This is a genomic window from Aeromonas sp. QDB30 (assembly GCF_027707645.1).
GTDB lineage: Bacteria > Pseudomonadota > Gammaproteobacteria > Enterobacterales > Aeromonadaceae > Aeromonas > Aeromonas caviae.
The window spans coordinates 22,232-47,113 of record NZ_JAPCIY010000029.1 but is presented as its reverse complement, the minus strand read 5'-3'; the positions used below and the strand labels follow the sequence as shown (position 1 = coordinate 47,113).

The window sequence follows — 24,882 nt, the reverse complement described above, 5'->3', positions numbered from 1 at the left end:
CAAGCAAGCAGGAAAGTGGGATCAAGAGACGATCGTCTCATTTTTCCTGTGTCAATACTGTTCCGGTGAATACTTACCTGACGCTTTAGCTCCATCGCTGACAAGCCTGTTTTGGTTTGTGACAACAGGTGCATTACCACACTCGTGGCCGCCCTTTCAGGCGACAACAGGTCTTGTTGGCACATTCAGGGCAGACAAAGCCGTTAGGAAAACGCCAAGTGAACTGTGCGTTTTCGCACTGAGCCTCAGTGCCATAGTCATTGAGAAACACAAACAGGCTGTAGCCTTTCTGGAATTGGACTTTGCTTTTTGCCATGATCTTGCACCTCGATAACCGTACGTAAGATCAGTATAGTTCGTGGTGACTGCTAATAATGGGTAATCAGGAAAGACTATTCGAATTTTTTATCCAAAAAGAACATCAACAAAAAATCAATAGACACTCTAATGGTCCAGCATACAGCAACACCAATCATACCGAACTCCTTAATTCCATAGAGCAATGCTAGTAAATATGGTATCACCTCTATAGCATGAACAAATGCAGTCACATTAGAGAACCCTTTGGCCTGTAAGCTGGAAAAGCTAATTAATGCGAGTGAATTGAAAAAAAAACCAACCAATAAAATTTGTAAAATTAATGGTGAAGTGTTAGAAAAACTGCTTCCAAGCCATATTGTAAGCCATTTGTCAGCCCAAACCCCAACAACAATAGAAAGACCAAGAATCGGCAATGCCATAATATAAAAAGACTTCGTTTTAATTTTATTTCGTTCTTCTTTATCACACGCAACCAATTTAGGGAAAATCACTCTAGACAAAGCACCCGGCGCAATACTTAAACGAGAAATAAATTCAGATGGTGCAGTATATGCAGCAATATGTGATGCACCTAACATATTAGAGGCGATGAATCGATCAAAGTAACTCATTACTGGACTAATAATATTACTTAGGGTAATCCATCCACCAAATGAGATTAGCCTTTTTAATACAATAGAATCGATATTGAAACGCATGCTGAACAATATTTTGCGCGAAGTATAAATTGCTAAAAACATCACCAGCAAACGCCCAATAAGCAACCCAGAGATAGCGCTCATCAAGGTTGGACTAAAGTGTACAAATAGTGCAGGTAATCCACCCTGCACACTGCCTGTGATTGTCTTTTGCAAGTTTAAATTAGCAAAACGCTCCTCACCCTCTAGAATAGCTAACCAAATTTGCCCTATCAAAAAAACAGGAACCATCACAGCCAACAATTTCATTGAGTCTTGCAAGTCTGTATAAAAATCTTCTGATACATTTAACCATATTGGCCATTTTTTATCTAAGCACAATATGATTAACATACCAATAAACCCTAAAAAACTTACCACAATTGTTGACGTGGCAATTATTTTTAATTTTTCATTGAAATTGTTTCGATAGTATGAGACTTCTCTAATTACTGCTCGAGTTAGGCCTGCATCAAAAATACTTGCGTAACCAAACAAGGCAAGTGAAAGAGTAAAAATACCAAACAACTCAAAACCTAACATTCGACTTAAATAACCAAGTGCCGGGATAGTTATTATTGTTGGCAATATGTACCCCGCAAAATTCCATGCGGTATTACGTAATATACTCATTAAAATAACTCAGCATTGTTTACATAAATCAAGCTAACGGCCTCTTGGTCTTTCTTAGATAGACTCACTTCACCTTCAATTGGCCACTCAATCCCCACCTGAGGGTCATCCCAACGGATAGCCCCTTCACTCTGCGGTGCATAGTAATTAGTGGTCTTATACAAAAACTCCGCCGTGTTGCTCAAGGTGACAAAACCATGGGCAAATCCTTCCGGGATCCACAACTGTCGCTTGTTCTCACCTGACAGGTGAGCACCAACCCATTGCCCAAAGGTCGGCGAACTTTTGCGGATATCGACTGCCACATCAAAGACTTCACCCGCAACACACCGCACCAGCTTGCCCTGAGCATGGGGAGGCAACTGATAGTGCAAGCCACGCAGCACCCCTTGCGATGATTTGGAGTGATTGTCCTGCACGAAAGTGACCGGATAACCAACAACCTCTTCAAACAGCTTCTGGTTGAAACTCTCAAAGAAAAAACCACGCTCATCGCCAAATACTTTTGGCTCAAAGATAAGCACGTCAGGAATCTCGGTTTTGATTACATTCATTGCTGATATCCAAATTTAATTCAATCTCTATTGGGGTAGCGTATCCCGCCCCCAATATCACATCAGGCTTTCGAAACCATCTTTAGCAGATATTGCCCATAGGCATTCTTTGCCAACGGTGCCGCCAGCTCACGCACCTGCTCGGCAGTAATGAACGTCTGGCGATAGGCAATCTCTTCCGGGCAGGCCACTTTCAACCCCTGACGCGTCTCGATTGTCTGAATAAAGTTGCTCGCTTCAATCATGCTTTCATGGGTGCCAGTATCAAGCCAAGCATAACCACGGCCCATCATCGCCACCGACAGATTGCCTTGCTCCAAGTAGATACGGTTCACATCGGTGATTTCAAGCTCACCACGCGGTGATGGCTTCAGGCTCTTGGCAATATCTACCACACTATTGTCATAGAAATAGAGGCCGGTGACCGCATAGTTGCTCTTGGGCTCCAACGGCTTCTCTTCCAGAGAGATAGCGGTGCCTTCTTTATCAAACTCAACAACCCCATAACGCTCAGGGTCGTGCACATGGTAGGCAAAGACGGTGGCGCCGCTCTCTTTGGCCGCTGCCGCCGCCAGCTGTTTCTGCAGATCGTGGCCGTAGAAGATGTTGTCGCCCAGCACCAGTGCACAGGGATCTGAACCGATGAACTCTTCACCCAGAATAAAGGCTTGTGCCAACCCGTCCGGACTTGGTTGCACCTTGTATTGCAAATTCAGGCCCCACTGGCTACCGTCACCCAGTAGTTGCTCAAAGCGGGGAGTATCTTGCGGCGTGCTGATGATCAAAATATCGCGAATCCCCGCCAGCATCAGGGTGCTGAGCGGGTAGTAGATCATCGGCTTGTCATAGATGGGCAGCAGCTGCTTGCTCACCGCCATGGTGACTGGATAGAGACGGGTGCCCGAGCCACCGGCCAGAATAATGCCTTTACGTTTGGTCATGATGTTTAATTTCTTATATTTGAATGATGCAACCATCAAAAAGAGTGTGCCCAATAGCCACTCTTGTTGTGTTTTATCCCTGGTGGCGAGAGGCGTACATCTCCGCACCACTCGCCCTCTTCTTATTACTTGCCGAGGATCTCGGTCAACATCCGCTCCACACCGACCGTCCAGTCCGGCAGCACCAGATCGAAGGTGCGCTGGAATTTGCTGGTATCAAGGCGGGAGTTATGGGGGCGTTTGGCCGGGGTCGGGAAGGCGCTGGTCGGCACGGCTTTGACCTGGGTCACTGCCAACTCGACACCGGCTTCCCGCGCTTTGGCGAAGACTCGCTGGGCATAATCAAACCAGGTGGTGGTACCGGAGGCGATCAGATGATAGAGGCCCGCCACCTCGGGTTTGCCTTGCGCCGTGCGGATCGCATGGGCCGTGCAATCGGCCAGCAACTCGGCGCCGGTCGGAGCGCCGAACTGGTCGTTGATGACTGACATCTCGCTACGCTCTTTGCCAAAGCGCAACATGGTCTTGGCAAAGTTGGCGCCACGGGCGGCATAGACCCAGCTGGTGCGGAAGATCAGGTGACGGGAGCAAATAGCGGCGCCTTGTTCCCCTGCCAGCTTGGTTTCGCCGTAGACATTGAGCGGGGCGGTCGCATCGGTTTCCACCCAGGGGCGCTCACCGCTGCCATCAAACACATAGTCGGTGGAGTAATGTACCAGCCAGGTACCCAATACTTCTGCTTCTTTGGCTATCGCTGCCACGCTGGTTGCGTTGAGCAGCTCGGCAAACTCACGTTCGCTCTCTGCTTTGTCGACTGCGGTGTGGGCTGCGGCGTTGACAATCACATCCGGCTTGACCAGACGTACCGTTTCGGCCACCCCTGCCGGATTGCTAAAATCACCGCAATAGTCAGTGGAGTCAAAATCAACGGCGGTGATACGCCCGAGCGGTGCCAGTGCCCGTTGCAGCTCCCAGCCTACCTGGCCGTTTTTGCCAAACAGCAGAATATGCATCAGGCACGCTCCCCGTAATTCTGTTCAATCCAGGATTGGTAGGCACCGCTCTTGACGTTGCTGACCCACTGCTGGTTATCCAGGTACCACTGCACCGTCTTGCGAATGCCGGACTCGAAAGTTTCTTGCGGTTGCCAGGCGAGCTCAGCGCTCATCTTGCTGGCATCGATGGCATAACGGCGATCGTGACCGGGGCGATCCGCCACGTAGGTGATTTGATCGCGGTAGCTTCTCCCCTCACCCCGGCCCTCTCCCCCAAGGTGCGAGGGAGACAGAGGTACCATCTCGTCCAGCAGATCGCAGATGGTGTGTACCACCTCCAGGTTTTGCTTCTCGTTATGGCCGCCGATGTTGTAGGTCTCACCAATCACACCGGTAGTCACCACGGTATAGAGGGCACGGGCATGGTCCTCTACATAGAGCCAGTCGCGGATCTGGTCCCCCTTGCCATACACCGGCAGCGGCTTGCCATCCAGCGCGTTGAGGATCACCAGCGGGATCAGCTTCTCGGGGAAGTGGTAAGGACCGTAGTTGTTGGAGCAGTTGGTGACTATGGTTGGCAGGCCGTAAGTACGGCGCCAGGCGCGCACCAGATGGTCGCTCGATGCCTTGGAGGCAGAATAGGGGCTGCTAGGGGCATAGGGGGTGCTCTCGGTAAAGAGCGGCAGCGCCTCACCGGTATTCACCTCATCAGGATGGGGCAGATCGCCGTAGACCTCGTCGGTGGAGATATGGTGGAAGCGGAACGCCGCCTTGCGAGCCTCGTCCAGACCGTTCCAATAGGCGCGGGCCGCTTCTAGCAACATGTAAGTGCCAACGATATTGGTTTCGATGAAATCGGCAGGGCCGGTAATGGAGCGATCGACGTGGCTCTCGGCCGCCAAGTGCATCACGGCATCCGGTTGATGCAGGGCAAACACCCGGTCCAGTTCGGCGCGGTTGCAGATATCCACCAGTTCAAAGGAATAACGTTCACTGTTTGCGACACCGGCTAAGGATTCCAGATTGCCCGCATAGGTGAGTTTGTCGAGGTTGATCACTGAATCTTGGGTATGTTGAATAATATGGCGAACAACAGCCGAACCGATAAAACCGGCGCCGCCGGTGACAAGGATCTTCATTGAAAGGTTCCTGATTGCAATTTAATGAAAAGGAAAGATTTTTAGTTAGGGAAGGTGCGAATAAGCGGGGAAATTCTTCTCGGCTGACTCAGTCATTTCATTTTTTCAGTTTGAGCCGATCTTTTCTCCCGTAAATGCCTTGAATCAGCCTATTTAGACCGTTTCTTCGCCATTTAAGGCGTTATTCCCAGTTTTTAGTGAGATCTCTCCCACTGACGTATCATTTGGTCCGCCCGAAACAGGTTGGCCAGCGTGAATAACATCGCCAGTTGGTTATCGTTTTTCAGCAACCCCTTGTATCTGGCTTTCACGAAGCCGAACTGTCGCTTGATGATGCGAAACGGGTGCTCCACCTTGGCCCGGATGCTGGCTTTCATGTATTCGATGTTGATGGCCGTTTTGTTCTTGCGTGGATGCTGTTTCAAGGTTCTTACCTTGCCGGGGCGCTCGGCGATCAGCCAGTCCACATCCACCTCGGCCAGCTCCTCGCGCTGTGGCGCCCCTTGGTAGCCGGCATCGGCTGAGACAAATTGCTCCTCTCCATGCAGCAGATTACCCAGCTGATTGAGGTCATGCTCGTTGGCCGCGGTGGTGACTAGGCTGTGGGTCAGGCCACTCTTGGCATCGACACCAATGTGGGCCTTCATGCCAAAGTGCCACTGATTGCCTTTCTTGGTCTGATGCATCTGCGGATCGCGTTGCTGCTCTTTGTTCTTGGTCGAGCTGGGTGCCTCAATGATGGTGGCATCGACCAAGGTGCCTTGAGTCATCATGACGCCTGCTTCGGCCAGCCAGCGATTGATGGTCTTGAACAATTGGCGGGCCAGTTGATGCTGCTCCAGCAGGTGGCGGAAATTCATGATGGTGGTGCGGTCCGGCAAGGCGCTATCCAGGGATAACCGGGCAAACAGACGGATGGAGGCGATTTCGTACAGAGCATCTTCCATCGCGCCATCGCTCAGGTTGTACCAATGCTGCATGCAGTGAATGCGTAGCATGGTTTCCAGCGGATAGGGCCGACGACCATTACCGGCTTTGGGATAAAACGGCTCGATGACGGTGGTCATATCCTGCCATGGCAGGATCTGCTCCATGCGTGAGAGGAAAATCTCTTTTCGGGTCTGACGGCGCTTACTGCTGAATTCACTGTCGGCGAAGGTAAGTTGATGACTCATGATGAACCCTGCTCCATGGCTCCAGATGACAAACATGATCTCATATCAGGAACTTGTTCGCACCTTCCTTAGGTTCTGCGGCTGTGTATCACTCTGGCTTTTTCTTCATAGAACAAAGTGATTGCGCTCAGTTCACGAATGCTTGAACCCACTCGGTGGCATTTGTGTGGGCATGCGTGACTATCTGTCTGCTGTCTGTCTGCACGAAGAAAGGTCCTCAAGGCAAGAGGATTAACGACTATGAACCAACGCAAGATTGAGATGGATAAATGATCACGCTACCGCCCCTGAGTTACAGCTCCCAACATGCTGCTTTTAACCTGATTGTGCGCGCTGTTGGTCATCATATCCTCCAGCTTTTTGTTTTGGTTGATGCCTCACAATGGAGCTGCATCCATTGCTTGGCCAGGGATTCCTGGCGGCAGCATTGTTCATACCTTGGGCAACTGAGAGCCCTAAACCCGATTTTGGGCCAGATTCTATCGCGTTTGGCCCGGGGATGAATAGTCAAAACCGCAGAAAACCTCTCGTACGGTAGGGATTCAAAAAAACCACCCATTCAGCCTTCCGGCCTTTCACGCTCAACATTCCTCTCTGCACCACGCTCGGAGCTGTCCCAATCATCCGAGCCAAACGATAAAACTGAATCCGTTCAGGTGATTACAACAGCATGCCTGCTGCGACCTGACAACCGGAATGACTTCTACCAGTCGTGATGACGCGCAATGATTCGACAGAACAACGCATCTCCATCCCCATCAATGCGATCAGAACAGTCGCAAGTTGTCACCAATGGAACCCAACATTCCTCATCTGATTTGATGGCATTGATCACAGGGAAGCTTAGGCGGCATGGTTACCGCTGCAAAAATAAGGGCCGTAAACAAAGGCAGGCACGATTCAGTCCCGATACAGGGGGGTTATGTAGGATCCTCATTGACTCTCCCCTTTAGACACCCTCTAATTGACAGCCTGGACCCTTATCATCATGCATCTTATGAAAATCCTACTGGTTGAAGACGACAAGCTGCTCAATCATCACCTCACCACGCTGTTGACCGAGGCCCAGAATCAAGTCCACAGCACGGACAGTGCCCAGGTGGCGCTGCACTATGCGGCCGATTACCCCATCGATGTGGGCATCATCGATCTGGGTCTGCCGGACATGGACGGTCTGCAGCTCATCAGCCGGCTGCGCGAACAGCAGATCCCCTTCCCCATCATAGTCCTGACGGCCAGAGGCAACTGGCAAGACAAGGTAGAGGGTCTGGAGGCCGGCGCCGACGACTATCTGGTCAAACCCTTCCAGAAAGACGAGCTGCTTGCCCGACTCAATGCGCTGGTGCGCCGCAGCGCCGGTTTCATCTCCCCCAGAGTGAAGGCGGGCGACTACGAGCTGGACCTCTCCCGCAAGGAGCTGACCGTCGCCGGTGAGGTCACCGTGCTCACCAGCTTCGAGTATCTGATCCTGGAATACCTGATGCGCAACGCCCGCCAGGTGGTTTCCAAGCAGCAGCTGCTGGATCAACTCTATGGCGATGGCGAAGGGGATCCGAACACCATAGAGGTCATGGTGAGCCGACTGCGCAAGAAACTGGATCCGGAAGGGGTCATCGCCCCCATCTCCACCATCCGCCGACAGGGTTACATCTTCAACCTCTCCTGCAGCTGATGCCTCTTTTCATGCTGCGCCCCATGCAACTGATCCACCGCTCGCTGCACCTCAAGCTGATGTTGAGCGCCATGCTGGTCATCGCGCTCATCATGACCTTCTCGGTCTATATCCTCTATCTTGGCCACGCCGAGGAGCAGGCCCAGAAAGCCAGTGTCCGCATGCAGGAGAACCTCTCCAAGCTGTTCTCGTCCAAGCAGCCGGAGCCCCACGCAATGACGGATCTAGGCAAGCTCACCCCGGATGCCATCGATCCCAATCTCGACACCCTGATCTGCCGCGCCGACGGAGAGCTGAGCTGGTCCAGCCTGCACATGCCCGAGGTGATCACCATCAAGGGAACCATCTGCCGGGATCTGATGAAGTACCTTGGCGGCCTGGATCAGGACTATTTCTTCAAACTGCACACCATCAAGAACGGCGAGAGCTACTTCATCTACAGCCTGCGCTTCCTGCGCAATCACGGCGACGGCCCCACCACCTACTACGTGGTGATGGTCGATTCCGCCAAGCGTTACCAGGCTCAGACCAGGGAGTATCTCTACCGCTGCATTCGTCAGGCACTGCTCTCTTATTGCCTGCTCGGGGCCCTGCTGCTGCTGACCAGCTTCTGGAGTCTCTCCTCCCTGCGCACCATGGCGCGGCAGATTGACGAGATCCGCGCCGGCTCCCGGGAGTCGCTCTCCAACGACTACGAGCGGGAACTGACGCCGCTGACCGAATCGGTCAACCAGCTGCTGGAAAACGAGCGCCAGCAGACCCAGCGTTACCAGCACGCCCTCAATGATCTGGCCCACAGCCTGAAAACCCGGCTGGCGCTCATCCAGATCACCGCCCAGGAGCTCAAGCTCGGACACAATATCCATGACAATATCAGTGAGCAGATCACCACCATGGATCAGATCATCCAGTACCAGCTGCGCCGTGCCGTCACCGGACGAAAACGCCTTGCCAGCAAGGGCACCGAGCCGGTGCCCCTCATCGAGAAGCTGCTGGCCAGTCTCACCAAGGTCTACCGCCACAAGAAGCTGCAGACCGGCTTCCAGTTTGATGACGACGTCTTCTTTCACGGTGAACAGGGCGATCTGATGGAGTTGATGGGCAACCTGCTCGACAACGCCTGCAAGTTCGCCATCAGCGAGATCCAGGTGTCGGTGTTGCGTCAGGAGAGCGGCCTGCTCATCGTGGTGGAGGATGACGGCCCCGGCATCGCCCCCGGCAAATCCGGGCTTATCTTCCAGCGCGGGGTGCGCGCCGATAGCTCCTCCGGCCAGGGTATCGGCCTCGCCGTGGTGACCGAGATAGTGCACAGCTATGGCGGCGACATTCAGGTGGACGAGTCCCCCCTCGGCGGCGCCCGTTTCCAGATGACCCTTCCCTGACTCTTTCTTAGCTAAAACCCGAGACATTTATTATGAAAAGCCGAGACCTCCCCCCTTTTCTGCTGATGCACAACCCAATCCAGTGCTACGACTGGGGTAGTCATAACGCCCTCACCCACTTGTTTGGCATAGAGAACCCTGATGGCAAGCCTCAAGCCGAGCTGTGGATGGGTGCCCACCCCAACGGTTGCTCCGAAGTAAACTTGACGGATAGCACACAGAAGCTCTCTGCCTTTATCGACGCAGCCCCGGCCGCGGTGCTGGGTGAAGCCACCGCAGCCCGCTTCGGTAGCCTGCCATATCTGTTCAAAGTACTGTGCGCTGAGAAGGCGCTCTCCATCCAGGTACATCCGAGCAAGGCGCAGGCCGAAGCCGGTTTTGCCAAGGAAGAGACCGCTGGCATTCCCTCCAAGTCAGGCAACCGCAATTACAAGGATCCAAACCACAAGCCGGAGCTGGTATTCGCCCTTACCGCCTATCAAGCGATGAACGGCTTTCGCACCGTTCCCGCTATTCTGGCACTACTCGATCGAATCAGTCTGCCTGTCCTAGGCGAACTGACAAAGGGACTCACCGCCGCTCACGCAGCTAATCAGGACGAAGCAGGACTGCAAGACTGTTTTCGTCAGTTGCTGATTATGGAAGGAGAGCGTAAAGATACAGCGCTGGCGGGCCTCTTGACCTATGCAGCCCGCCATCAGGATGAAGAGATCTTCTCACTTATCACCTCGCTCGCCTCCCAGTATCCCGGAGATACGGGGCTTTTCGCGCCACTACTCTTGAACACGGTGACCTTGCAACCGGGTGAGGCTATGTATCTAGACGCATGCACTCCCCATGCCTATGTGCGCGGCACTGGCTTGGAGATCATGGCCAGCTCTGACAACGTTTTACGCGCCGGGCTCACCCCCAAATATATCGACGTGCCAGAGCTGCTAGCCTGTACTCGCTTTGTGGCCAAACCTGCCAACCAAGTACTGCTCAGTCCAAGCGTCGACAATTCGGTACAGCATTTCAGGGTACCAGTGCCTGACTTCACCTTCAGTATTTACCCGGCTGGCAAGCACAACCTCATCACCGCCAGCGCAGAGATCCTCTTTGTCATAGACGGTTGTGCGACCCTCAAGCAGGGCACCAACGAATTGTGTTTGGAAAAGGGGCAATCAGCCTTCATTCCCGCCGCCACCGGCGACTACCAGCTACTGGCCGAAGGACAGGTAGCTCGTGCCGGTAACCGCAGCTAAGACAGGACAACTTAGGGGCTGTCGTCATGAGACGGTAGCCCACCAGTACGCGCAGCAGAGCTGCACTGCCGCTACAAACGAGCTTGTGTTTTTCGCGTATCTTGTCGCAATACCCCGCCATTGCTTCAGATGGGGCAGTTACAGGTTGCAAGATAGCGATTGGATCCAACATTAAGCCGTCGCTTTTAAATAAAAAAAACCGGCCGCGAGGGCCGGTTGAAACAGTTCAGGCTTGTCAGGTGACAAACGCACCCAGCGGATGAAGACCGGTTTCAATTCCTTATGAAGCCCCGTCCTCTTGAGTACGTGTGGTTACTGTACACTCTGGTCACTGAATCCAGACTGAACCGCAGTGCAATCGTTTCCGCAGCCTGTCAGAGCCGGATCCCGAGGGACTGGCGCAGGTAGGCGCCAGCGCCGAGCAAACCCGGCCCCTCATGGGTGATGAGAAACACGGGGATCTCTTTGAGGTAGGGCTTGAAGCGCCCCTTGTCCTCAAAGGCGACCCGGAAGCCGGAGCCAACAAAGAACTCCTGGAAGCGCGGCACGATGCCGCCCGCGATATAGACGCCGCCGAAGGTGCCCATGTTGAGTGCCAGGTTGCCGGCAAAACGGCCCATCAGCACGCAGAACAGGCTCAAGGTGCGGCGGCAATCGAGGCAATCCCCCGCCAGCGCACGCTCGGTGATGTCCTTGGGGGCAAAGGGTTCGGGCTCGCGGCCATCGGATTTGACCAGGCCGCGATAGAGATTGACGAGCCCGGGGCCCGAGAGGAAACGCTCCGCCGACACATGGCCCAGCTCGCCGCGCATCACCTGCAGCACCGCATCTTCCTCTTCCGTGTTGGCGGCGAAGTCCACGTGACCGCCCTCACCCGGCAAGCTCAGCCACTGCTCACCGGCCTGCACCAGGTGGGCAACGCCAAGGCCGGTCCCTGCGCCATAGATGGCGATGGGCTTGCCCGCCACCGGGGCCGCGCCCCCCAGCTGGATGCGATCAGCCTCTGTCAGCACGGGCACCGCCATGGAGACGGCAGTGAAGTCGTTGATCACCTGCAGGCGCGCCAGGCCGAGGTTGGCCTGCATCTCGCTGATGGAAAACTCCCAGCTGTGGTTGGTCATGGCGACCCAGTCGCCGTTGATGGGACAGGCGATGGCGATGCAGGCCTCGCCCACCTTGGCGCCATGTTCTTCCAGATAGAGGCGCACCACGGCCTCCAGGCTGGGGTGGGCCAGACCTGAATAGGTTTTTGCCTGGGAAATGGCGCCGGTCGCCAGCTCGCAGAGGGCCAACCGGGCATTGGTACCGCCTACGTCGCCCACCAGCGCATGGGTATGCTGCATAACAAACTCCTTCGTTACCGACTCGGGGCGGCCCTTACCGTCCCGACCTTGTTATTTGGCTGCAATACTACTCGAGCCCGCTTCCCGGCGGCGCGTTTTATGAATGCAACTGTGCGCCCGCTCACAGTGTTGTTGCTTTGCAACATTTGTAAGCGTTTTCAAGGGCGGAATGGAAGTTTGTAACTAAAAACACGAAATAATTAGACATGAGTCATACTTTGTATGGACGAGATTAGTTCCGATAAGCGCTTGTCTTGTATAGTCATCGCGGAGATTGGAAACCTGCTTGAGCTGTGAATTTAGTGCACAGACACTGAAGTTAAATTACAAAAATGCCTGGTGGTAATGATGAATACCCTCGATAAAATTACGAACAATTTGGAAAGTTTCAGTAAATCAGAGCGTAAGGTGGCGGAAGTGATCCTGGCATCCCCCCAGACCGCCATTCACTCCAGCATCGCCACCCTGGCCAAGCTGGCGGATGTCAGCGAACCCACCGTCAATCGCTTCTGCCGTCGCCTCGATACCAAGGGCTTTCCCGACTTCAAGCTGCACCTCGCCCAGAGCCTGGCCAACGGCACCCCCTATGTGAACCGCCACGTGGAAGCGGAAGACGGGCCCGACACCTACACAGCCAAGATCTTCGAGTCCACCATGGCCTGTCTCGATGCTGCCAAGAACAGCCTGGACATCTCCGCCATCAACCGCTGCGTCGACATCCTGACCCAGTCCAAGAAGATCAGTTTCTTTGGTCTGGGTGCCTCCTCCGCCGTCGCCCGGGATGCCCAGAACAAGTTCTTCCGCTTCAACATCCCCGTGGTGAGCTTCGACGACATCGTCATGATGCGCATGAGCTGCATCAACAGCAGCGAAGGGGACGTGGTTGTCCTCATCTCCCACACAGGCCGCACCAAGGCCCTGGTGGAAATTGCCGCGCTGGCCCGGGAAAACGATGCCACCGTCATCGGCATGACCGCCAAGGACTCTCCCCTGGCCCGCGAATGCAACCTGGTGCTCTCCATGGACGTGCCGGAAGACACCGATGTCTACATGCCCATGGCCTCGCGCATCGCCCAGCTCGCCCTGGTGGATGTGCTGGCCACCGGCTTCACCCTGCGCCGTGGCATGAAATTTCGCGAAAACCTGAAAAAAGTCAAAGAAGGTTTGCGCGAATCCCGCTTTGATACCCCGCACTCCTCCTGATCATTCGGGGGTTCGCCCCCGACTGTCTAAGCCACCGGGCTTGGTGTAGTATCGAAATTCAATCACAGAAGGCCACCCAGATGGCCTGCCAGTTGGCGCCATGCCACATGCTTGACGGGGCAGTATTTCAAGTCATATCAACTTCACATTGGAGTCTTTCATGCCAAGACGTACAAAGATTGTTACCACACTCGGTCCGGCGACCGATCGCGACGGCATTCTCGAGGGGATCATTCGCGCCGGTGCCGACATGGTGCGGATGAACTTCTCCCACGGCACTCCTGAAGATCATATCCAGCGCGCCAACCAGGTGCGTGACATCGCCGCCAAGCTGGGCCGCCACGTGGCCATCATGGGCGATCTGCAAGGCCCCAAGATCCGCGTCTCCACCTTCAAGGATGGCAAGATCTACCTCGCCATCGGTGACAAGTTCATTCTCGATGCCGCCCTCGGCAAGGGAGAAGGCTGCCAGGAGCAGGTCGGCATCGACTACAAGAGCCTGCCGCAGGACGTGGTATCCGGTGACATCCTGCTGCTGGACGATGGCCGCGTGCAACTGAAGGTCGAGCAGGTCGAAGGCACCCGCATCCACACCACGGTGACCGTGGCCGGCCCTCTCTCCAACAACAAGGGCATCAACAAGAAAGGTGGCGGCCTCTCCGCACCGGCCCTGACCGAGAAGGACAAGGAAGACATCAAGACCGCCGCCCGCATGAACGTGGACTACCTGGCGGTCTCCTTCCCCCGCAGCGGCGATGATCTGCGCTACGCCCGCGAACTGGCCCGCGAAGCTGGCTCCAACGCCAAGATCGTGGCCAAGGTCGAGCGCGCCGAGACCGTCGCCAGCGACGAGGCGATGGAAGACATCATCCTTGGCTCCGATGCCGTCATGGTGGCCCGTGGTGACCTGGGTGTCGAAATCGGCGACCCCGAACTGGTGGGTGTGCAGAAGAAGCTCATTCGCCACTCCCGTCGCCTGAATCGCGTGGTCATCACCGCGACCCAGATGATGGAGTCCATGATCAACGCGCCGCTCCCGACCCGTGCCGAAGTCATGGACGTGGCCAACGCCGTGCTTGACGGTACCGATGCGGTGATGCTCTCCGCCGAGACCGCCGCCGGCCAGTTCCCCATCGAGACCGTGACCTCCATGGCCAGCGTCTGTGTGGGCGCCGAGAAGCACCCGAGCCTGAACGTCTCCAACCACCGCATGAGCTACACCTTCACCTCGGTGGAAGAGGCGGTGGCCATGTCCACCATGTATGCGGCCAACCACCTGGAAGGAGTCAAGGCGATCGTGGCGCTGACCGAGTCGGGCACCACCCCGCTGCTGATGTCCCGCATCAGCTCCGGCCTGCCCATCTTCGCCATGTCTCCTCACAACAAGACCCTGGCCTGGGCCAACCTCTACCGCGGCGTCACTCCCGTGCTGTTTGATGGCGACGAGACCAAGCCGGTCTACGAGGTGTGCCGCGACGCGCTGGACGTGCTCAAGGCCAAGGGACTGCTGCAAAGCGGCGACATGGTATTGCTCACCCACGGCGACAAGATGGAGACCGTCGGCAGCACCAACACCTGCAAGGTGATGATGGTCGAGTAATCGCCCCTCCTCCCTGCAACAAAAACGGCTCCCGCGGGAGCCGTTTTTTATGGGATCTGCCCAGGTTCAACCGCGAAACAGCTCCACCTTGTCTCCATCCTGCAGGCTGCCGGCGCCGCGCACCACCACCTTGTCTCCCTGCTTGAGAGCGCCGCTCACCGCCACTTCCCGGCTGTCCCCAAAGAGCACGGTGACCGGCACCCGGTTCACCGTGAGCGCCTCGCCGCGCTGCTCCACCTGATAGACCACGCTTCCCTCGGTGCCGAGCACCAGGGCATCCCGTGGCAGCAGCATGGTGTGCTGCTCTCCCATCGGCAGCGCCACCCGCACTGGCGAGCCGATGATGAACGTGCCCGCTTCCGGCTTGAGGCGCAGCTCGATGAGCCGGGACTTGGGATCGGCGCTCGCCGCCCGCTGGTAATAGATGGCGTGGCTGCTGAGCTGCTCCCCTTCCACCCGCAACCGGGTCTGGGTGGCCAGTTGCCGGGCCCAGGCAATAGGCGCACGCAACCGGATGTCCGGCTGGTCCGGATTGACCAGCTCAAGCGCCTGTTCGCCCGCATCCACATGCTCCCCCGGCTGGATGAAGTGTTCATTCACCACTCCGTCAAACGGGGCAAAGATGCGGCTTCTGCGCAGCTGCTCCTCAATCTGGCGCACCTGCACCCGCGCCAGCTGCTCGGCCAGCTCAGCCTGCTCCACGTCATAGCGCGCCTTGTCATACTGGCTCTGGGAGGCACTCTTTTGCTGGTGCAAACGATCCAGGCGCTGGAACTCGGCGCGAGCGTAACGCAGGTTGCTCCCCTCTCTGGCTTGTTCCGCACTCGCCTGCTCCAGCGAGAGGCGCAGGGTCGCGCTGTCCAGGCGCAACAACTCATCCCCCGCCTTCACCCGGCTGCCAAACTCGGCTATCCACTCCACCCGACCGCTCACTTCGGCGCTGAGCGCCGCCTGCTGGCGGCTCGCCACCGTGCCGCTGACCCAGATGCTGGCCCCCGCCTCTCCCTGGGCCACCTCCGCCAGCGTCACCATCTTGCTTTGTGCAAGCGCAGGCAGCCCGCCAGTCAGCAGCAGGGCCCCCACCACCATCCATGTGAAACCTTGTGTCATCGATGAGCTCCTTGCTCAGGCACGCTGCCGAAGGGCGTGCGGTATGTCGGTCTGCTCCCCCAACCGCAGGAAGGCGGGCAACAGGATCAGGGTGAAGAGGGTGCTGCAGCTCATGCCGCCGACGATGACGGTGGCCAGCCCCCGGTAGATTTCGCTCCCCTCGCTCGGACTCAGCATCAGGGGCAGCATGCCGAAGATGCTGGTGAGGCTGGTCATGGCGATGGGACGCATCCGGCTTTGCAGGGCATCGGTGACTGCCGACTGTCGGCTCATCCCCTCCCGCTCGGCCATCCTGGTCTGGTGCACCAGCAAAATGGCGTTGTTGACCACCAACCCGAGCAGGATGACGAAGCCGATGATAGTGAGCAAGTCCATCGGCAGCGGCGCCACCAGACCGCTCAGGTGCAGCGCCAGCACGCCGCCTACGGTGGCGAGCGGCAAGGTGAGCAGCACCAGCACGGCATCCTTGAGGGAGGCGAAGACCCCCCACAGCAGAATGAGCAGTATCATCACGGCGAACAGGAAGATGCTGCCGAGGTTGCCCAGCGCCTGCTGCAGGCTGTCGGCATTGCCGGCGACCCGCAGCTCCCCCCCGGCCGGCAGCAACGGCCGGATGGCGGCAAAGCTCTTGTGCTGCAGGGTGTCGAGCACCTGCTCCATGCTCATCCCCGCAGGGGGCGAAATCTGCAGGCTGATGCTGCGCCGCCCATCGGATCGGAAGATGCTCTCAGGCCCGAGTTGCGGCTCCACCCGCAGCAGTTCCCCAAGGGGAACGATACGTCCGGACGGGGTAGCAAGCGGCACCGCCTTAAGCTCGTCCGGGTTGGCGGAGGCCTGCCCCATCAGCAGGATGTCGAGCCGCTCATCCCCGTCGAAATATTCGCCGACCCGCAGACCATCGCCAAAGGTCTGGATGATGGCGGGCATGGGGGAGCGATCCCAGCCCACCTCGGCCAGGCGCCTGTCCTGGGGCACCAGCCGAAGCTCGGGAGCGGTGAAATCGAGCCCGGGTTCTGGCCTGACCTGGGCGCCGGGCAAGTCCCGCTGCACTATGGTCATGCTCTCCCGGGCCGCCTGATAGAGTTCGGGCAGCCCACCCCCCTGGATCAGCAGGGAGATGCTGTTTTCACTGTCAAAACCGCCAAACAGGGACCCCTGACCGCCAAACACCCGGGTGTCGGGAATGCCCACCAGCAATTGCTTCATCAAGAGCTGCTCCAGTACCTTGATCTGGCTCTCCTCCTTTGGCCGCACCCCGATCTGGGCACCGCCCGGGTAGCGCAGGATGTAGTAGTTCTTGAGGACAGGATCCTTCTCCCCTTTCATATAGGGGTCGAGGCGGGCAATCAGGGTATCGATCACCTCCTCCCGCTGGGCCTTGAGATTGACCCCGGGGGTGAAACTCATCCAGACGTCGATGGCGTCCCGCTTCACATCCGGCAGGTAGTTCATCTTGGGCAACATCAACCAGCTCACCAGCACAGGCCCCGTCATCATCAGGACGATAATGGCCCAGCGCCTGGGGGCGGTGGCAGTCCAGCGGATCACATGGCGAGTGGCGCGGTACCACAGGCGCTCAAAGGGATCAATCAGCCGCTCGTGCCCCATCCAGCGCGCCGCCACCGCAGGCAACACCGTGACCGCCACCACCATGGAGACCGTCACCGCGCAGGCGATGGTGAGCGCAAGATCGGCAAACAACTGCCCTTCCACGTCGTTGAGCAGGAGCACCGGCAGGAAGATGGCGACCGTGGTCAGGGTGGACGCCACCAGAGCGGTCCACACCCGGCGGGTGCCCTCCAGCGCCGCCTCTCCCTTGCTGATATCACCCCGCTCATGGCGCCGGTAGATGCTCTCAAGCACCACGATGGCGGCGTCGAGCACCATGCCGACCGCAAACGCAATGCCCGCCAGGGAGATGATATTGAGGGTTCGCCCCATCACCTTGAGCAAGCAGAAGGTGAGCATGATGCTGATGGGGATGGCGATCGCGATCATCAGGGTCGCCTTGAGCTGGCGCAGAAAGACCCAGAGGATGGCGCAGGAGAGCAGCACTCCTAGCCCCAGGTTGGCGGTCACCATGCTCACCGCCCGGTTGATGTAGAGAGAAGCGTCAAACGACTGCTCCATGTGCAGGCCAACCGGCTCCAGCACCTCCCGGTTGAGCTCCCCGACCTTGGCCTTGATCCCCTCGAGCGCCGCCAGGGCATTGGCACCGCTCTCCTTGAAGATCTGCGCCGCGATGGCGGTGTTGCCGTTCTGGATGCGCAGCACCGGGTTCTCCTCCCGGGCCACTCTGATCTCGGCAACGTCCCGCAGATAGATGGGCAGGCCGTCACGCCAGTCCACCACCTTGTCCCCCAGGGCCGCCACGTCATAGCGACCGGCAAAGCGCAGCTTGTACTCCCAGCGGCCGATGTCGAGGGTGCCGGCCGACACATCCCAGCCCGTCGTTGCCCGGCTGGCGAGCACCGGGATCTCCACCCCCAGCTCGGCGGCGCGGTAAGGGTCGAAACGGATCTGGATCTGGCGCTCGTTGATCCCCTCGATGTCGACCGTGGACACCCCGGGGATCCGCTCCAGCTCGGGCTTGACCCTCGCCTCGATCAGCGCCTGGTGATCGTCTATCTCCCCCTTGGCGCCGGGCAGTTGCTGGATGAAGAAGAAGGTCAGGGTGTCGTTGCTGCTGTAGTTGTTGACGTAAGGGCCACCGATGTTGTCCGGCAGTCCCGAGACCCGGTTCAGGCGGGAGATGACATCAAGCTGGGCCCGCTGCATGTCGGTGCCGAGGGCAAACTCCATGTCGATTTCGGTGAAGCCGGGGTAGCTGTTGCTGCTGAGGCTCTTGAGCCCCTGTACCCCCTGCATCTCCTGCTCGATGGGATCGGTTATCTCCGACTCCATCTCCTGGGGCGAGGCCGAACGCCAGTCCACCGTGATGTTGAGGTGAGGACGGTCTATGTCGGGAAACAGCTGGACGGGCAGTCCCCGGATGCTGAGCAGGCCCAGCAAAAAAATCAGCACGACCGAGACCGCCACCCAGATGGGGCGTTCGATCGCCGTTTTGGCGAGGTTCATTCACTCTTCCTGAGTTGTTGTTATCGGCCATTCCGATGGCCTTGCTTCCTGCCCCAAGGGTGGGGGCCATTGCATTAAACTGGAATTAATCGACCTTGTAAATGCCTGGTTAAACAACAAAAAACCGGCCACTAGGGCCGGTTGTCGGTTTACGCTCGGGGTCAGGCTGCATGCTCGACCGGGTTCGTTTGAGACAATCCTTCCAGCTCGCCAGGAGCGAAGTTGTCCACCTGGATAGCCTCGTAGCGCAGGGCATCGGCGGCCAGCAACTTGTCCGCCTCCTCCTTGCCGAGGATGGACTGGGACAGGGCCGCAGCCACCAGCTCAGGCAGCGCCAGCTTGCGGGGCAGTCTGCCCTCTTTCTGGGCCTGCACCAGCTTCTTCTCGATGGGCTGCACCGAGACCATGGCCTGGAAGGCACGCTCCATCAGCCCCACCGGATCCGCCTCGTCCTTGCCCACATAACAGAGCGCGGTCAGACGATCCCGGAACTCGCCCGGCGTCATCATGGCCAGACAGATGGCATGGCAGCGATCGTCCGCCGGCATCTTGTAACCGACGCCGAACGGGAACACCACCCGCTTGAGTACGGCACCCACCACCTTGTTCGGGAAGTTCTGGAAGAAGCCCTCGAACGCCTTGCCAATCAGGTAGAGGTTGCGCTCCACCGCATACTGCACGAACGGCAGATCAGAGACCATGCGGCCCTGATCCTCGTAATGCTTGAGGGTGGCGGAGGCCAGGTAGAGGTGGCTCAGCACGTCACCCAGACGGGCGGAGATCATCTCCTTGCGCTTGAGATCGCCACCCAGCATCAGCATGGAGACGTCGGCGCACAGGGCCAGCCCCTTGCTCATGCGGGAGAGTTGCTTGTAGTAGCGGGCGGTTTCGCCAGCCACCGGGGCACTGTTGAACTGACCTAGGGTCAGCCCCTGGAACAGGGCACCGAAGAAGTTGCCGGTACCGAAGGCGATGTGCTTCATCAGCAGGGCGTCAAACTTCTCGAGACCGCGCTCCACATCGGTGTCGGCCGCCGCTTCCAGCTCGGCAAACACATACGGATGGCAGCGGGTGGCCCCTTGCCCGAAGATCATCAGGTTGCGGGTCAGGATGTTGGCCCCTTCCACCGTGATGGCCACCGGAATGCCCATGTAGGCGTAGCCAGTGTAGTTTTTCGGGCCCAGCTGGATGGCGCGACCGGCGTGGATGTCCATGGAGTCATCCATCACCTGGCGGGCCATCTCGGTCATGTGGTACTTGGAAATCGCGGTGACGATGGCCGGAGCCTGGCCCAAGTCCAGGGAACCTGCGGTCATGCGACGAGCCCCTTCCAGCTGATAGGTGAGGCCGCCGATGCGGGCCAGCGCTTCCTGCACACCTTCAAACTTGCCGATGGACATGCCGAACTGCTTGCGCACATAGGAGTAGGCGCCCACGGTGCGGCTCGCCATGTGACCACAGGCGGTGCCAAGGGCCGGCAGCGAGATGCCGCGACCGGCGGAGAGGCACTCCACCAGCATGCGCCAGCCGCGGCCGGCGTAATCCGGGCCGCCGATGATCCAGTCGAGTGGAATGAACACATCCTTGCCGAAGGTCGGACCGTTCAGGAACGCCAACCCCATGGGGTAGTGGCGATCGCCGACGCGCACGCCTGGGTGACTGGTCGGGATCAGCGCACAGGTGATGCCGATCTCTTCCTTGTCACCCAGCAGTTTTTCCGGGTCATAGAGCTTGAACGCCAGCCCCAGCACGGTGGCACGCGGCGCCAGGGTGATGTAGCGCTTGTTCCAGTTGAGGCGAATGCCCAGCACCTCTTCACCCTTGTGCATCCCCTTGCAGACGATCCCCTTGTCCGGGATGGCGCCCGCATCGGAGCCCGCTTCCGGCCCGGTCAGGGCGAAGCAGGGTACCTCCTTGCCGTTGGCCAGCCCCGGCAGCCAGAAATCTTTCTGGGCCTGGGTGCCGTAGTGCATCAGCAGCTCGCCCGGGCCGAGGGAGTTGGGCACCATGACGGTGACCGCGACACTCAGGCTCTTGGTGGCGATACGGGTGACGATGGTGGAGTTGGCAATCGCCGAGAACTCGCGGCCGCCGTAGGATTTCGGGATGATCAGGGAGAAGAAGCCTTCTTTCTTCAGATAGTCCCACACCGGCTCCGGCAGGTCCTTGGTCTCGTTGACGATCTTGAAGTCGTCCACCATGGCGAGCAGGGTTTCGACCTGGTTGTCGATAAAGGCCTGCTCTTCTGCGCTCAGCTCGGCCTTGCCGTAGCCGTGCAGTTTCTTCCAGTCCGGGTTGCCGCGAAACAGCTCCCCGTCCCACCAGACGGAGCCGGCCTCCATGGCCTCCCGCTCGGTGGCCGACAGGGGCGGCAGTATCTTCTTGAAGATGCCGAACACGGGGCGGGTCACCACCTTTTTACGGATGGCGGGGACACCGAGCACCACGGCTATCGCCAGCACCAGCAGGACAAGCAATGTGATCATACCGAAGTTCCTTCTATTTCACTGTTTCCGTTGATTATTGTTAGGTGTTACACGGCCAGGGAGAGCCTGGTCGACTCCACGGGCGCCCCGACACCGGACGCCAGATAAGGAATGACGTTGCGCACCAGCCCTTCCACATCGAGCTGCTGGCCAAAATCGGCCTGGGCGATGTCACGCAGGGCATCCGCAGAGGCCATGGTGAAGACGACGGTGCCCAGGGTGAAGTGCAGGCGCCAGAAGAGATCCGCTGGCGACAAATCCGGATTGGCCTTGGAGATGGCCTGGGTGATCCCGTGCAGGGTCGCCCCATAATGGGTGGTAATAAAGCGGCGCAGGTGGCCCTGACTGTCGATATAGCCGCGCCCCAGCAACTGCATGAAGAGCGCCGGACCATTCGCCCTGACGGCCGACAGTTTCATCAGGGGTTCGACAAAGCTCTCGAACACCTGCAACAGGGTCAGCTGATCCTGCGCCATCAACGTCTGCAACCGCCCGTCCAGTGCCGGCATGAAGAGGCTCAGATAACGGTCGAGCACCGCCTGGATAAGCTCCTTCTTGGAGCCGAAGTGATAATTGACCGAAGCCAGGTTCACATCGGCCTCGCTGGTGATCAGACGCAACGAGGTATCGGCGAACCCCCGCTCGGCAAACAGCACCTCGGCGGCGTCGAGAATACGGTTCTTGGTATCGATTTTACTCACTGGACACCTCACTTAAACGAATGTTTAAAAAGTACGTTTCACGCCCACTCATGTCAAGAGAATGTGAACAAGTGTTGGCTAAATGTTTTTTAATCAAAAAAGAGGGAAGATGGCGGGAACTTCGCGGCGAGACGGCACTCTATATCTATGCCACTGCAATTAAACATTAAGTCTCGCCCAACCTGCGCCATGCTAGTTGGGCATTTTTTTGGCCTGCCGTCACCCGATGCGCCGACAGAGAACCAAAAAAAACCGTCGCAGGGGCGACGGCGGGGAAAACGGGTCTGACCATCCAGTGTCGACCCATCGATGGGTGTTCAGGCTTGCATCGATGTCGCCATCCTCGCAGTGAAACGTCATCAGACTTTGTCAGCACAGACCAAAATTGTGACAAAGTATGGCAACCAGCCACATGGCCCGGCTTCGCCAATCTTGCTATGCTGTCGCCTCATGCCAGAGGGGAGAGAAGATGAAGTATACGGTCGATACCCACACGCACACCGTCGCCAGCACCCACGCCTACAGCACCATTCACGATTACCTGCCCATCGCCAAAGCCAAGGGGATCAAGCTGTTTGCCACCACGGACCATGGCCCGGACATGGCAGATGCCCCGCATTACTGGCATTTCGTCAATCTGCACGTGTTGCCCAGAGTCGTGGACGGGGTCGGCATCCTGCGCGGCATAGAAGCCAACATCAAGAACATCGACGGTGAAATAGACTTCCCCGAGCGCTACGAATCGCGGCTCGACATGATCATGGCGGGCTTTCACGAACCGGTGTTCCCCCCCTGCGATCAGGCGACCCACACCCAGGCCATGATCAACGCCATTCGAAGTGGTCGGGTCGACATGATAAGCCACCCCGGCAACCCCGCCTTCCCCATCGATATCCAGGCGGTGGTCAAGGCAGCGGCAGAGTATCGAGTGGCGCTGGAGGTCAACAACTCCTCATTCAGTCACTCCCGTGCAGGCAGCGAAAGCAACTGCCGCGCCATCGTCGAGGCGGCGCGAGATCTGGGTGCCTACCTCACTTTCGGCTCCGACTCCCACGTGGCATTCAGCCTCGGCGACTTTGATCACTGCCATCGGCTGGTCACCGAAGCCAACTTCCCACATGAGCGGATCCTGGCCCGCTCCCCCCGCGCACTGCTCGATTTTCTCGAGAGCCGCGGCCGTGCTCACATCCCGGAGTTCATTGACCTCTGATATGCCTTAACATCATGAGCCAACTCATAAAATCGAGTTGGCTCAATTGACTTGTCCGGCTTTTTTCACGACTCTGAACATCAAACCGCCGGTATAGCTCAGTTGGTAGAGCAGCGCATTCGTAATGCGAAGGTCGTAGGTTCGACTCCTATTACCGGCACCAGACAGACGAAGGGTTGGCCTCAGTGCGAGGCCAACCCTTCGTGCTTTTTGTCCCGGGTCTCTGGCCAAGACGCCGGTGTGACTGCGCCAGAACCCCCTCCCCCTCCAGGACACCGCCATCCGCGACGGCCCTGTTCATCTTTCAGAGCCTGACGCACCAACCTGGCCCCACCATCAGAGAGGGCAGCCAGGCAGCCACGCCCCGGCTGCACCTGGGTGAGCATCGTTATCCCGGGGCGCCTCAGCGCTGGGCATAGATCTGGTCGAACACCCCGCCCTCCTTGAAGTGAGTGCGCTGGATCACAGGCCACTCGCCGAAGGTCTTCACCACGTCGAGGAAGGTGGCGTTCGGGAAACGGTCTGCAAACTCGGCGAGGATCGCCGGGTTGCGCGGGCGTAGATAGTTGCTGGCAGCAATGCGTTGGCCTTCGTCAGACCAGAGATAGGCCAGATAGGCTTCGGCCTCCTTGCGGGTACCCTGCTTGTCGACCACCTTGTCCACCACTGACACCGGCAGCTCGGCCACGGCGGTGACGCTCGGATAGACCACCTCGAAGCTGCCACGACCGAACTCCCGGGCAATCATCTCGGCTTCGTTTTCGAACGTGACCAGTACGTCCCCTATGCGGTTCTGGATGAAGGTGGTGGTGGCAGCGCGGCCGCCGGTGTCGAGCACGGGAACCTGCTTGAACAGCTTGCCGACAAATGCCCTGGCCGCATCTTCATCGCCCCCCTGCTCCAGCACATACCCCCAGGCAGACAGATAGGTGTAGCGGCCGTTCCCCGAGGTCTTGGGGTTGGGCACGATGACCTGTACCCCCTCCTTGAGCAGATCAGGCCAATCCTTCAACCCCTTGGGGTTGCCCTTTCGCACGATGAACACGGTGGCCGAGGTGAAGGGGGCGCTGTGATCCGGCAGGCGATCCGCCCACTCCTTGGGCACCAGGCCCCCATGCTCGGCGAGGGCGTTGATGTCGGTGGCCATGTTCATGGTGATGACATCGGCGGGCAGGCCGTCGATGACGGCGCGCGCCTGCTTGCTCGATCCGCCGTGGGACATGTTGATCTGCAGTGGCTCCCCGCCTTCGGCCTGCCAGTGCTTCAGGAAGGCTCCGTTGTACTCCTTGTAAAAATCGCGCATCACGTCATAGGAGGCGTTGAGCAGGGTGGCCGCCTGGGCCAGCGGGGCGAGAGCCAGTCCTGCAACAAGCAGGGTGGCGGGCACGAGTCGTTTCATTTCACATCCTTGGAATGAG

The 24,882-nt window shown here is 58.0% G+C and carries 18 protein-coding genes, 1 tRNA gene and 2 pseudogenes; 7 read left to right on the top strand and 14 right to left on the bottom strand.

Translation table 11 applies throughout. From position 1 onward, the window contains the following. Window positions 1–139: 139 nt before the first annotated feature. From PG896_RS11010 to PG896_RS10980, 7 genes and pseudogenes are all read right to left on the bottom strand, one after another. Window positions 140–316: pseudogene (locus PG896_RS11010) on the bottom strand (transposase); the annotation flags it as partial. 76 nt (window positions 317–392) lie between these two features. Continuing rightward, the gene (locus PG896_RS11005; protein ID WP_270835705.1) at window positions 393–1,631 is read right to left on the bottom strand and encodes a flippase; all 1,239 of its coding nucleotides are present in this window, start codon (window positions 1,629–1,631) and stop codon (window positions 393–395) included. After that, the gene (gene rfbC / locus PG896_RS11000) at window positions 1,631–2,185 is read right to left on the bottom strand and encodes a dTDP-4-dehydrorhamnose 3,5-epimerase (protein ID WP_270835704.1); all 555 of its coding nucleotides are present in this window, start codon (window positions 2,183–2,185) and stop codon (window positions 1,631–1,633) included. The genes PG896_RS11005 and rfbC overlap by 1 nt, the downstream gene beginning before the upstream one ends. A 62-nt stretch (window positions 2,186–2,247) precedes the next feature. After that, window positions 2,248–3,126, bottom strand: a complete 879-nt coding sequence (gene rfbA, locus PG896_RS10995; RefSeq protein ID WP_270835703.1) for a glucose-1-phosphate thymidylyltransferase RfbA — start codon at window positions 3,124–3,126, stop codon at window positions 2,248–2,250. A 125-nt stretch (window positions 3,127–3,251) separates the two neighbouring features. After that, a complete protein-coding gene (rfbD, locus tag PG896_RS10990; protein WP_270835702.1) occupies window positions 3,252–4,139 on the bottom strand; it encodes a dTDP-4-dehydrorhamnose reductase in 888 nt (295 codons plus the stop codon). Further along, a complete protein-coding gene (gene rfbB / locus PG896_RS10985; RefSeq protein ID WP_270835701.1) occupies window positions 4,139–5,260 on the bottom strand; it encodes a dTDP-glucose 4,6-dehydratase in 1,122 nt (373 codons plus the stop codon). The genes rfbD and rfbB overlap by 1 nt, the downstream gene beginning before the upstream one ends. 194 nt (window positions 5,261–5,454) lie before the next feature. Beyond that, on the bottom strand, window positions 5,455–6,435 hold the full coding sequence (locus PG896_RS10980) for an IS5-like element IS5 family transposase (RefSeq protein WP_270835700.1): 981 nt from the start codon (window positions 6,433–6,435) through the stop codon (window positions 5,455–5,457). A gap of 997 nt (window positions 6,436–7,432) precedes the next feature. On the opposite strand from PG896_RS10980, the gene PG896_RS10975 reads away from it, so the two are divergent. From PG896_RS10975 to manA, 3 genes are read left to right on the top strand one after another with little or no spacing between them, the layout of a single operon-like run. Further along, a complete protein-coding gene (locus PG896_RS10975; protein WP_025327574.1) occupies window positions 7,433–8,107 on the top strand; it encodes a response regulator in 675 nt (224 codons plus the stop codon). After that, window positions 8,107–9,489 (top strand): ATP-binding protein, encoded by a 1,383-nt coding sequence (locus tag PG896_RS10970; RefSeq protein ID WP_270835699.1) that lies wholly within the window; start codon window positions 8,107–8,109, stop codon window positions 9,487–9,489. The genes PG896_RS10975 and PG896_RS10970 overlap by 1 nt, the downstream gene beginning before the upstream one ends. A 32-nt stretch (window positions 9,490–9,521) precedes the next feature. Further along, window positions 9,522–10,733 (top strand): mannose-6-phosphate isomerase, class I, encoded by a 1,212-nt coding sequence (gene manA, locus PG896_RS10965; protein ID WP_102948658.1) that lies wholly within the window; start codon window positions 9,522–9,524, stop codon window positions 10,731–10,733. A gap of 24 nt (window positions 10,734–10,757) precedes the next feature. Here manA and PG896_RS10960 read toward each other — a convergent pair. Both PG896_RS10960 and glk read right to left on the bottom strand, forming a co-directional pair. Further along, window positions 10,758–10,865 (bottom strand): annotated as a pseudogene (locus tag PG896_RS10960) (IS5/IS1182 family transposase); the annotation flags it as partial. Between the two features lie 242 nt (window positions 10,866–11,107). After that, a complete protein-coding gene (glk, locus tag PG896_RS10955; protein ID WP_270835698.1) occupies window positions 11,108–12,076 on the bottom strand; it encodes a glucokinase in 969 nt (322 codons plus the stop codon). 348 nt (window positions 12,077–12,424) lie between these two features. Between glk and PG896_RS10950 the strand changes: the two genes are divergently transcribed. Both PG896_RS10950 and pyk read left to right on the top strand, forming a co-directional pair. Then, on the top strand, window positions 12,425–13,279 hold the full coding sequence (locus PG896_RS10950; RefSeq protein WP_029314760.1) for a MurR/RpiR family transcriptional regulator: 855 nt from the start codon (window positions 12,425–12,427) through the stop codon (window positions 13,277–13,279). A gap of 160 nt (window positions 13,280–13,439) precedes the next feature. Next, window positions 13,440–14,879 (top strand): pyruvate kinase, encoded by a 1,440-nt coding sequence (gene pyk, locus PG896_RS10945; protein WP_041214849.1) that lies wholly within the window; start codon window positions 13,440–13,442, stop codon window positions 14,877–14,879. A 66-nt stretch (window positions 14,880–14,945) separates the two neighbouring features. Here the strand turns inward: pyk and PG896_RS10940 are convergent, their stop codons facing one another. The 4 genes from PG896_RS10940 to PG896_RS10925 all read right to left on the bottom strand — a co-directional run bounded on the left by PG896_RS10940 (window position 14,946) and on the right by PG896_RS10925 (window position 22,254). After that, complete coding sequence (locus PG896_RS10940) at window positions 14,946–15,989, bottom strand: efflux RND transporter periplasmic adaptor subunit (RefSeq protein ID WP_270835697.1); 1,044 nt, start codon at window positions 15,987–15,989, stop codon at window positions 14,946–14,948. A gap of 15 nt (window positions 15,990–16,004) precedes the next feature. Continuing rightward, window positions 16,005–19,067, bottom strand: coding sequence for an efflux RND transporter permease subunit (locus PG896_RS10935; RefSeq protein ID WP_270835696.1), 3,063 nt, complete (start codon window positions 19,065–19,067; stop codon window positions 16,005–16,007). Between the two features lie 161 nt (window positions 19,068–19,228). Continuing rightward, window positions 19,229–21,553: an acyl-CoA dehydrogenase gene (locus PG896_RS10930; RefSeq protein WP_119197479.1), complete on the bottom strand. Its 2,325-nt coding sequence runs from the start codon at window positions 21,551–21,553 to the stop codon at window positions 19,229–19,231. Window positions 21,554–21,600: 47 nt separating this feature from the next. Then, window positions 21,601–22,254: a TetR/AcrR family transcriptional regulator gene (locus PG896_RS10925; protein WP_005324182.1), complete on the bottom strand. Its 654-nt coding sequence runs from the start codon at window positions 22,252–22,254 to the stop codon at window positions 21,601–21,603. A gap of 469 nt (window positions 22,255–22,723) precedes the next feature. On the opposite strand from PG896_RS10925, the gene PG896_RS10920 reads away from it, so the two are divergent. Next, window positions 22,724–23,464, top strand: a complete 741-nt coding sequence (locus PG896_RS10920; protein ID WP_039041236.1) for a phosphatase — start codon at window positions 22,724–22,726, stop codon at window positions 23,462–23,464. An 87-nt stretch (window positions 23,465–23,551) separates the two neighbouring features. Next, a tRNA-Thr gene (locus tag PG896_RS10915) sits at window positions 23,552–23,627 on the top strand. A gap of 240 nt (window positions 23,628–23,867) precedes the next feature. Here PG896_RS10915 and PG896_RS10910 read toward each other — a convergent pair. Continuing rightward, window positions 23,868–24,863, bottom strand: coding sequence for a sulfate ABC transporter substrate-binding protein (locus PG896_RS10910; RefSeq protein WP_270835695.1), 996 nt, complete (start codon window positions 24,861–24,863; stop codon window positions 23,868–23,870). Between the last annotated feature and the right edge of the window lie 19 nt (window positions 24,864–24,882).

Excerpts from the sequence above, each read along its gene's own strand:
- PG896_RS11005 (WP_270835705.1), bottom strand. The coding sequence starts at position 1,631 with ATGAGTATATTACGTAATACCGCATGGAATTTTGCGGGGTACATATTG.
- rfbC (WP_270835704.1), bottom strand. The coding sequence starts at position 2,185 with ATGAATGTAATCAAAACCGAGATTCCTGACGTGCTTATCTTTGAGCCA.
- rfbA (WP_270835703.1), bottom strand. The coding sequence starts at position 3,126 with ATGACCAAACGTAAAGGCATTATTCTGGCCGGTGGCTCGGGCACCCGT.
- rfbD (WP_270835702.1), bottom strand. The coding sequence starts at position 4,139 with ATGCATATTCTGCTGTTTGGCAAAAACGGCCAGGTAGGCTGGGAGCTG.
- rfbB (WP_270835701.1), bottom strand. The coding sequence starts at position 5,260 with ATGAAGATCCTTGTCACCGGCGGCGCCGGTTTTATCGGTTCGGCTGTT.
- PG896_RS10980 (WP_270835700.1), bottom strand. The coding sequence starts at position 6,435 with ATGAGTCATCAACTTACCTTCGCCGACAGTGAATTCAGCAGTAAGCGC.
- PG896_RS10975 (WP_025327574.1), top strand. The coding sequence starts at position 7,433 with ATGAAAATCCTACTGGTTGAAGACGACAAGCTGCTCAATCATCACCTC.
- PG896_RS10970 (WP_270835699.1), top strand. The coding sequence starts at position 8,107 with ATGCCTCTTTTCATGCTGCGCCCCATGCAACTGATCCACCGCTCGCTG.
- manA (WP_102948658.1), top strand. The coding sequence starts at position 9,522 with ATGAAAAGCCGAGACCTCCCCCCTTTTCTGCTGATGCACAACCCAATC.
- glk (WP_270835698.1), bottom strand. The coding sequence starts at position 12,076 with ATGCAGCATACCCATGCGCTGGTGGGCGACGTAGGCGGTACCAATGCC.
- PG896_RS10950 (WP_029314760.1), top strand. The coding sequence starts at position 12,425 with ATGAATACCCTCGATAAAATTACGAACAATTTGGAAAGTTTCAGTAAA.
- pyk (WP_041214849.1), top strand. The coding sequence starts at position 13,440 with ATGCCAAGACGTACAAAGATTGTTACCACACTCGGTCCGGCGACCGAT.
- PG896_RS10940 (WP_270835697.1), bottom strand. The coding sequence starts at position 15,989 with ATGACACAAGGTTTCACATGGATGGTGGTGGGGGCCCTGCTGCTGACT.
- PG896_RS10935 (WP_270835696.1), bottom strand. The coding sequence starts at position 19,067 with ATGAACCTCGCCAAAACGGCGATCGAACGCCCCATCTGGGTGGCGGTC.
- PG896_RS10930 (WP_119197479.1), bottom strand. The coding sequence starts at position 21,553 with ATGATCACATTGCTTGTCCTGCTGGTGCTGGCGATAGCCGTGGTGCTC.
- PG896_RS10920 (WP_039041236.1), top strand. The coding sequence starts at position 22,724 with ATGAAGTATACGGTCGATACCCACACGCACACCGTCGCCAGCACCCAC.
- PG896_RS10910 (WP_270835695.1), bottom strand. The coding sequence starts at position 24,863 with ATGAAACGACTCGTGCCCGCCACCCTGCTTGTTGCAGGACTGGCTCTC.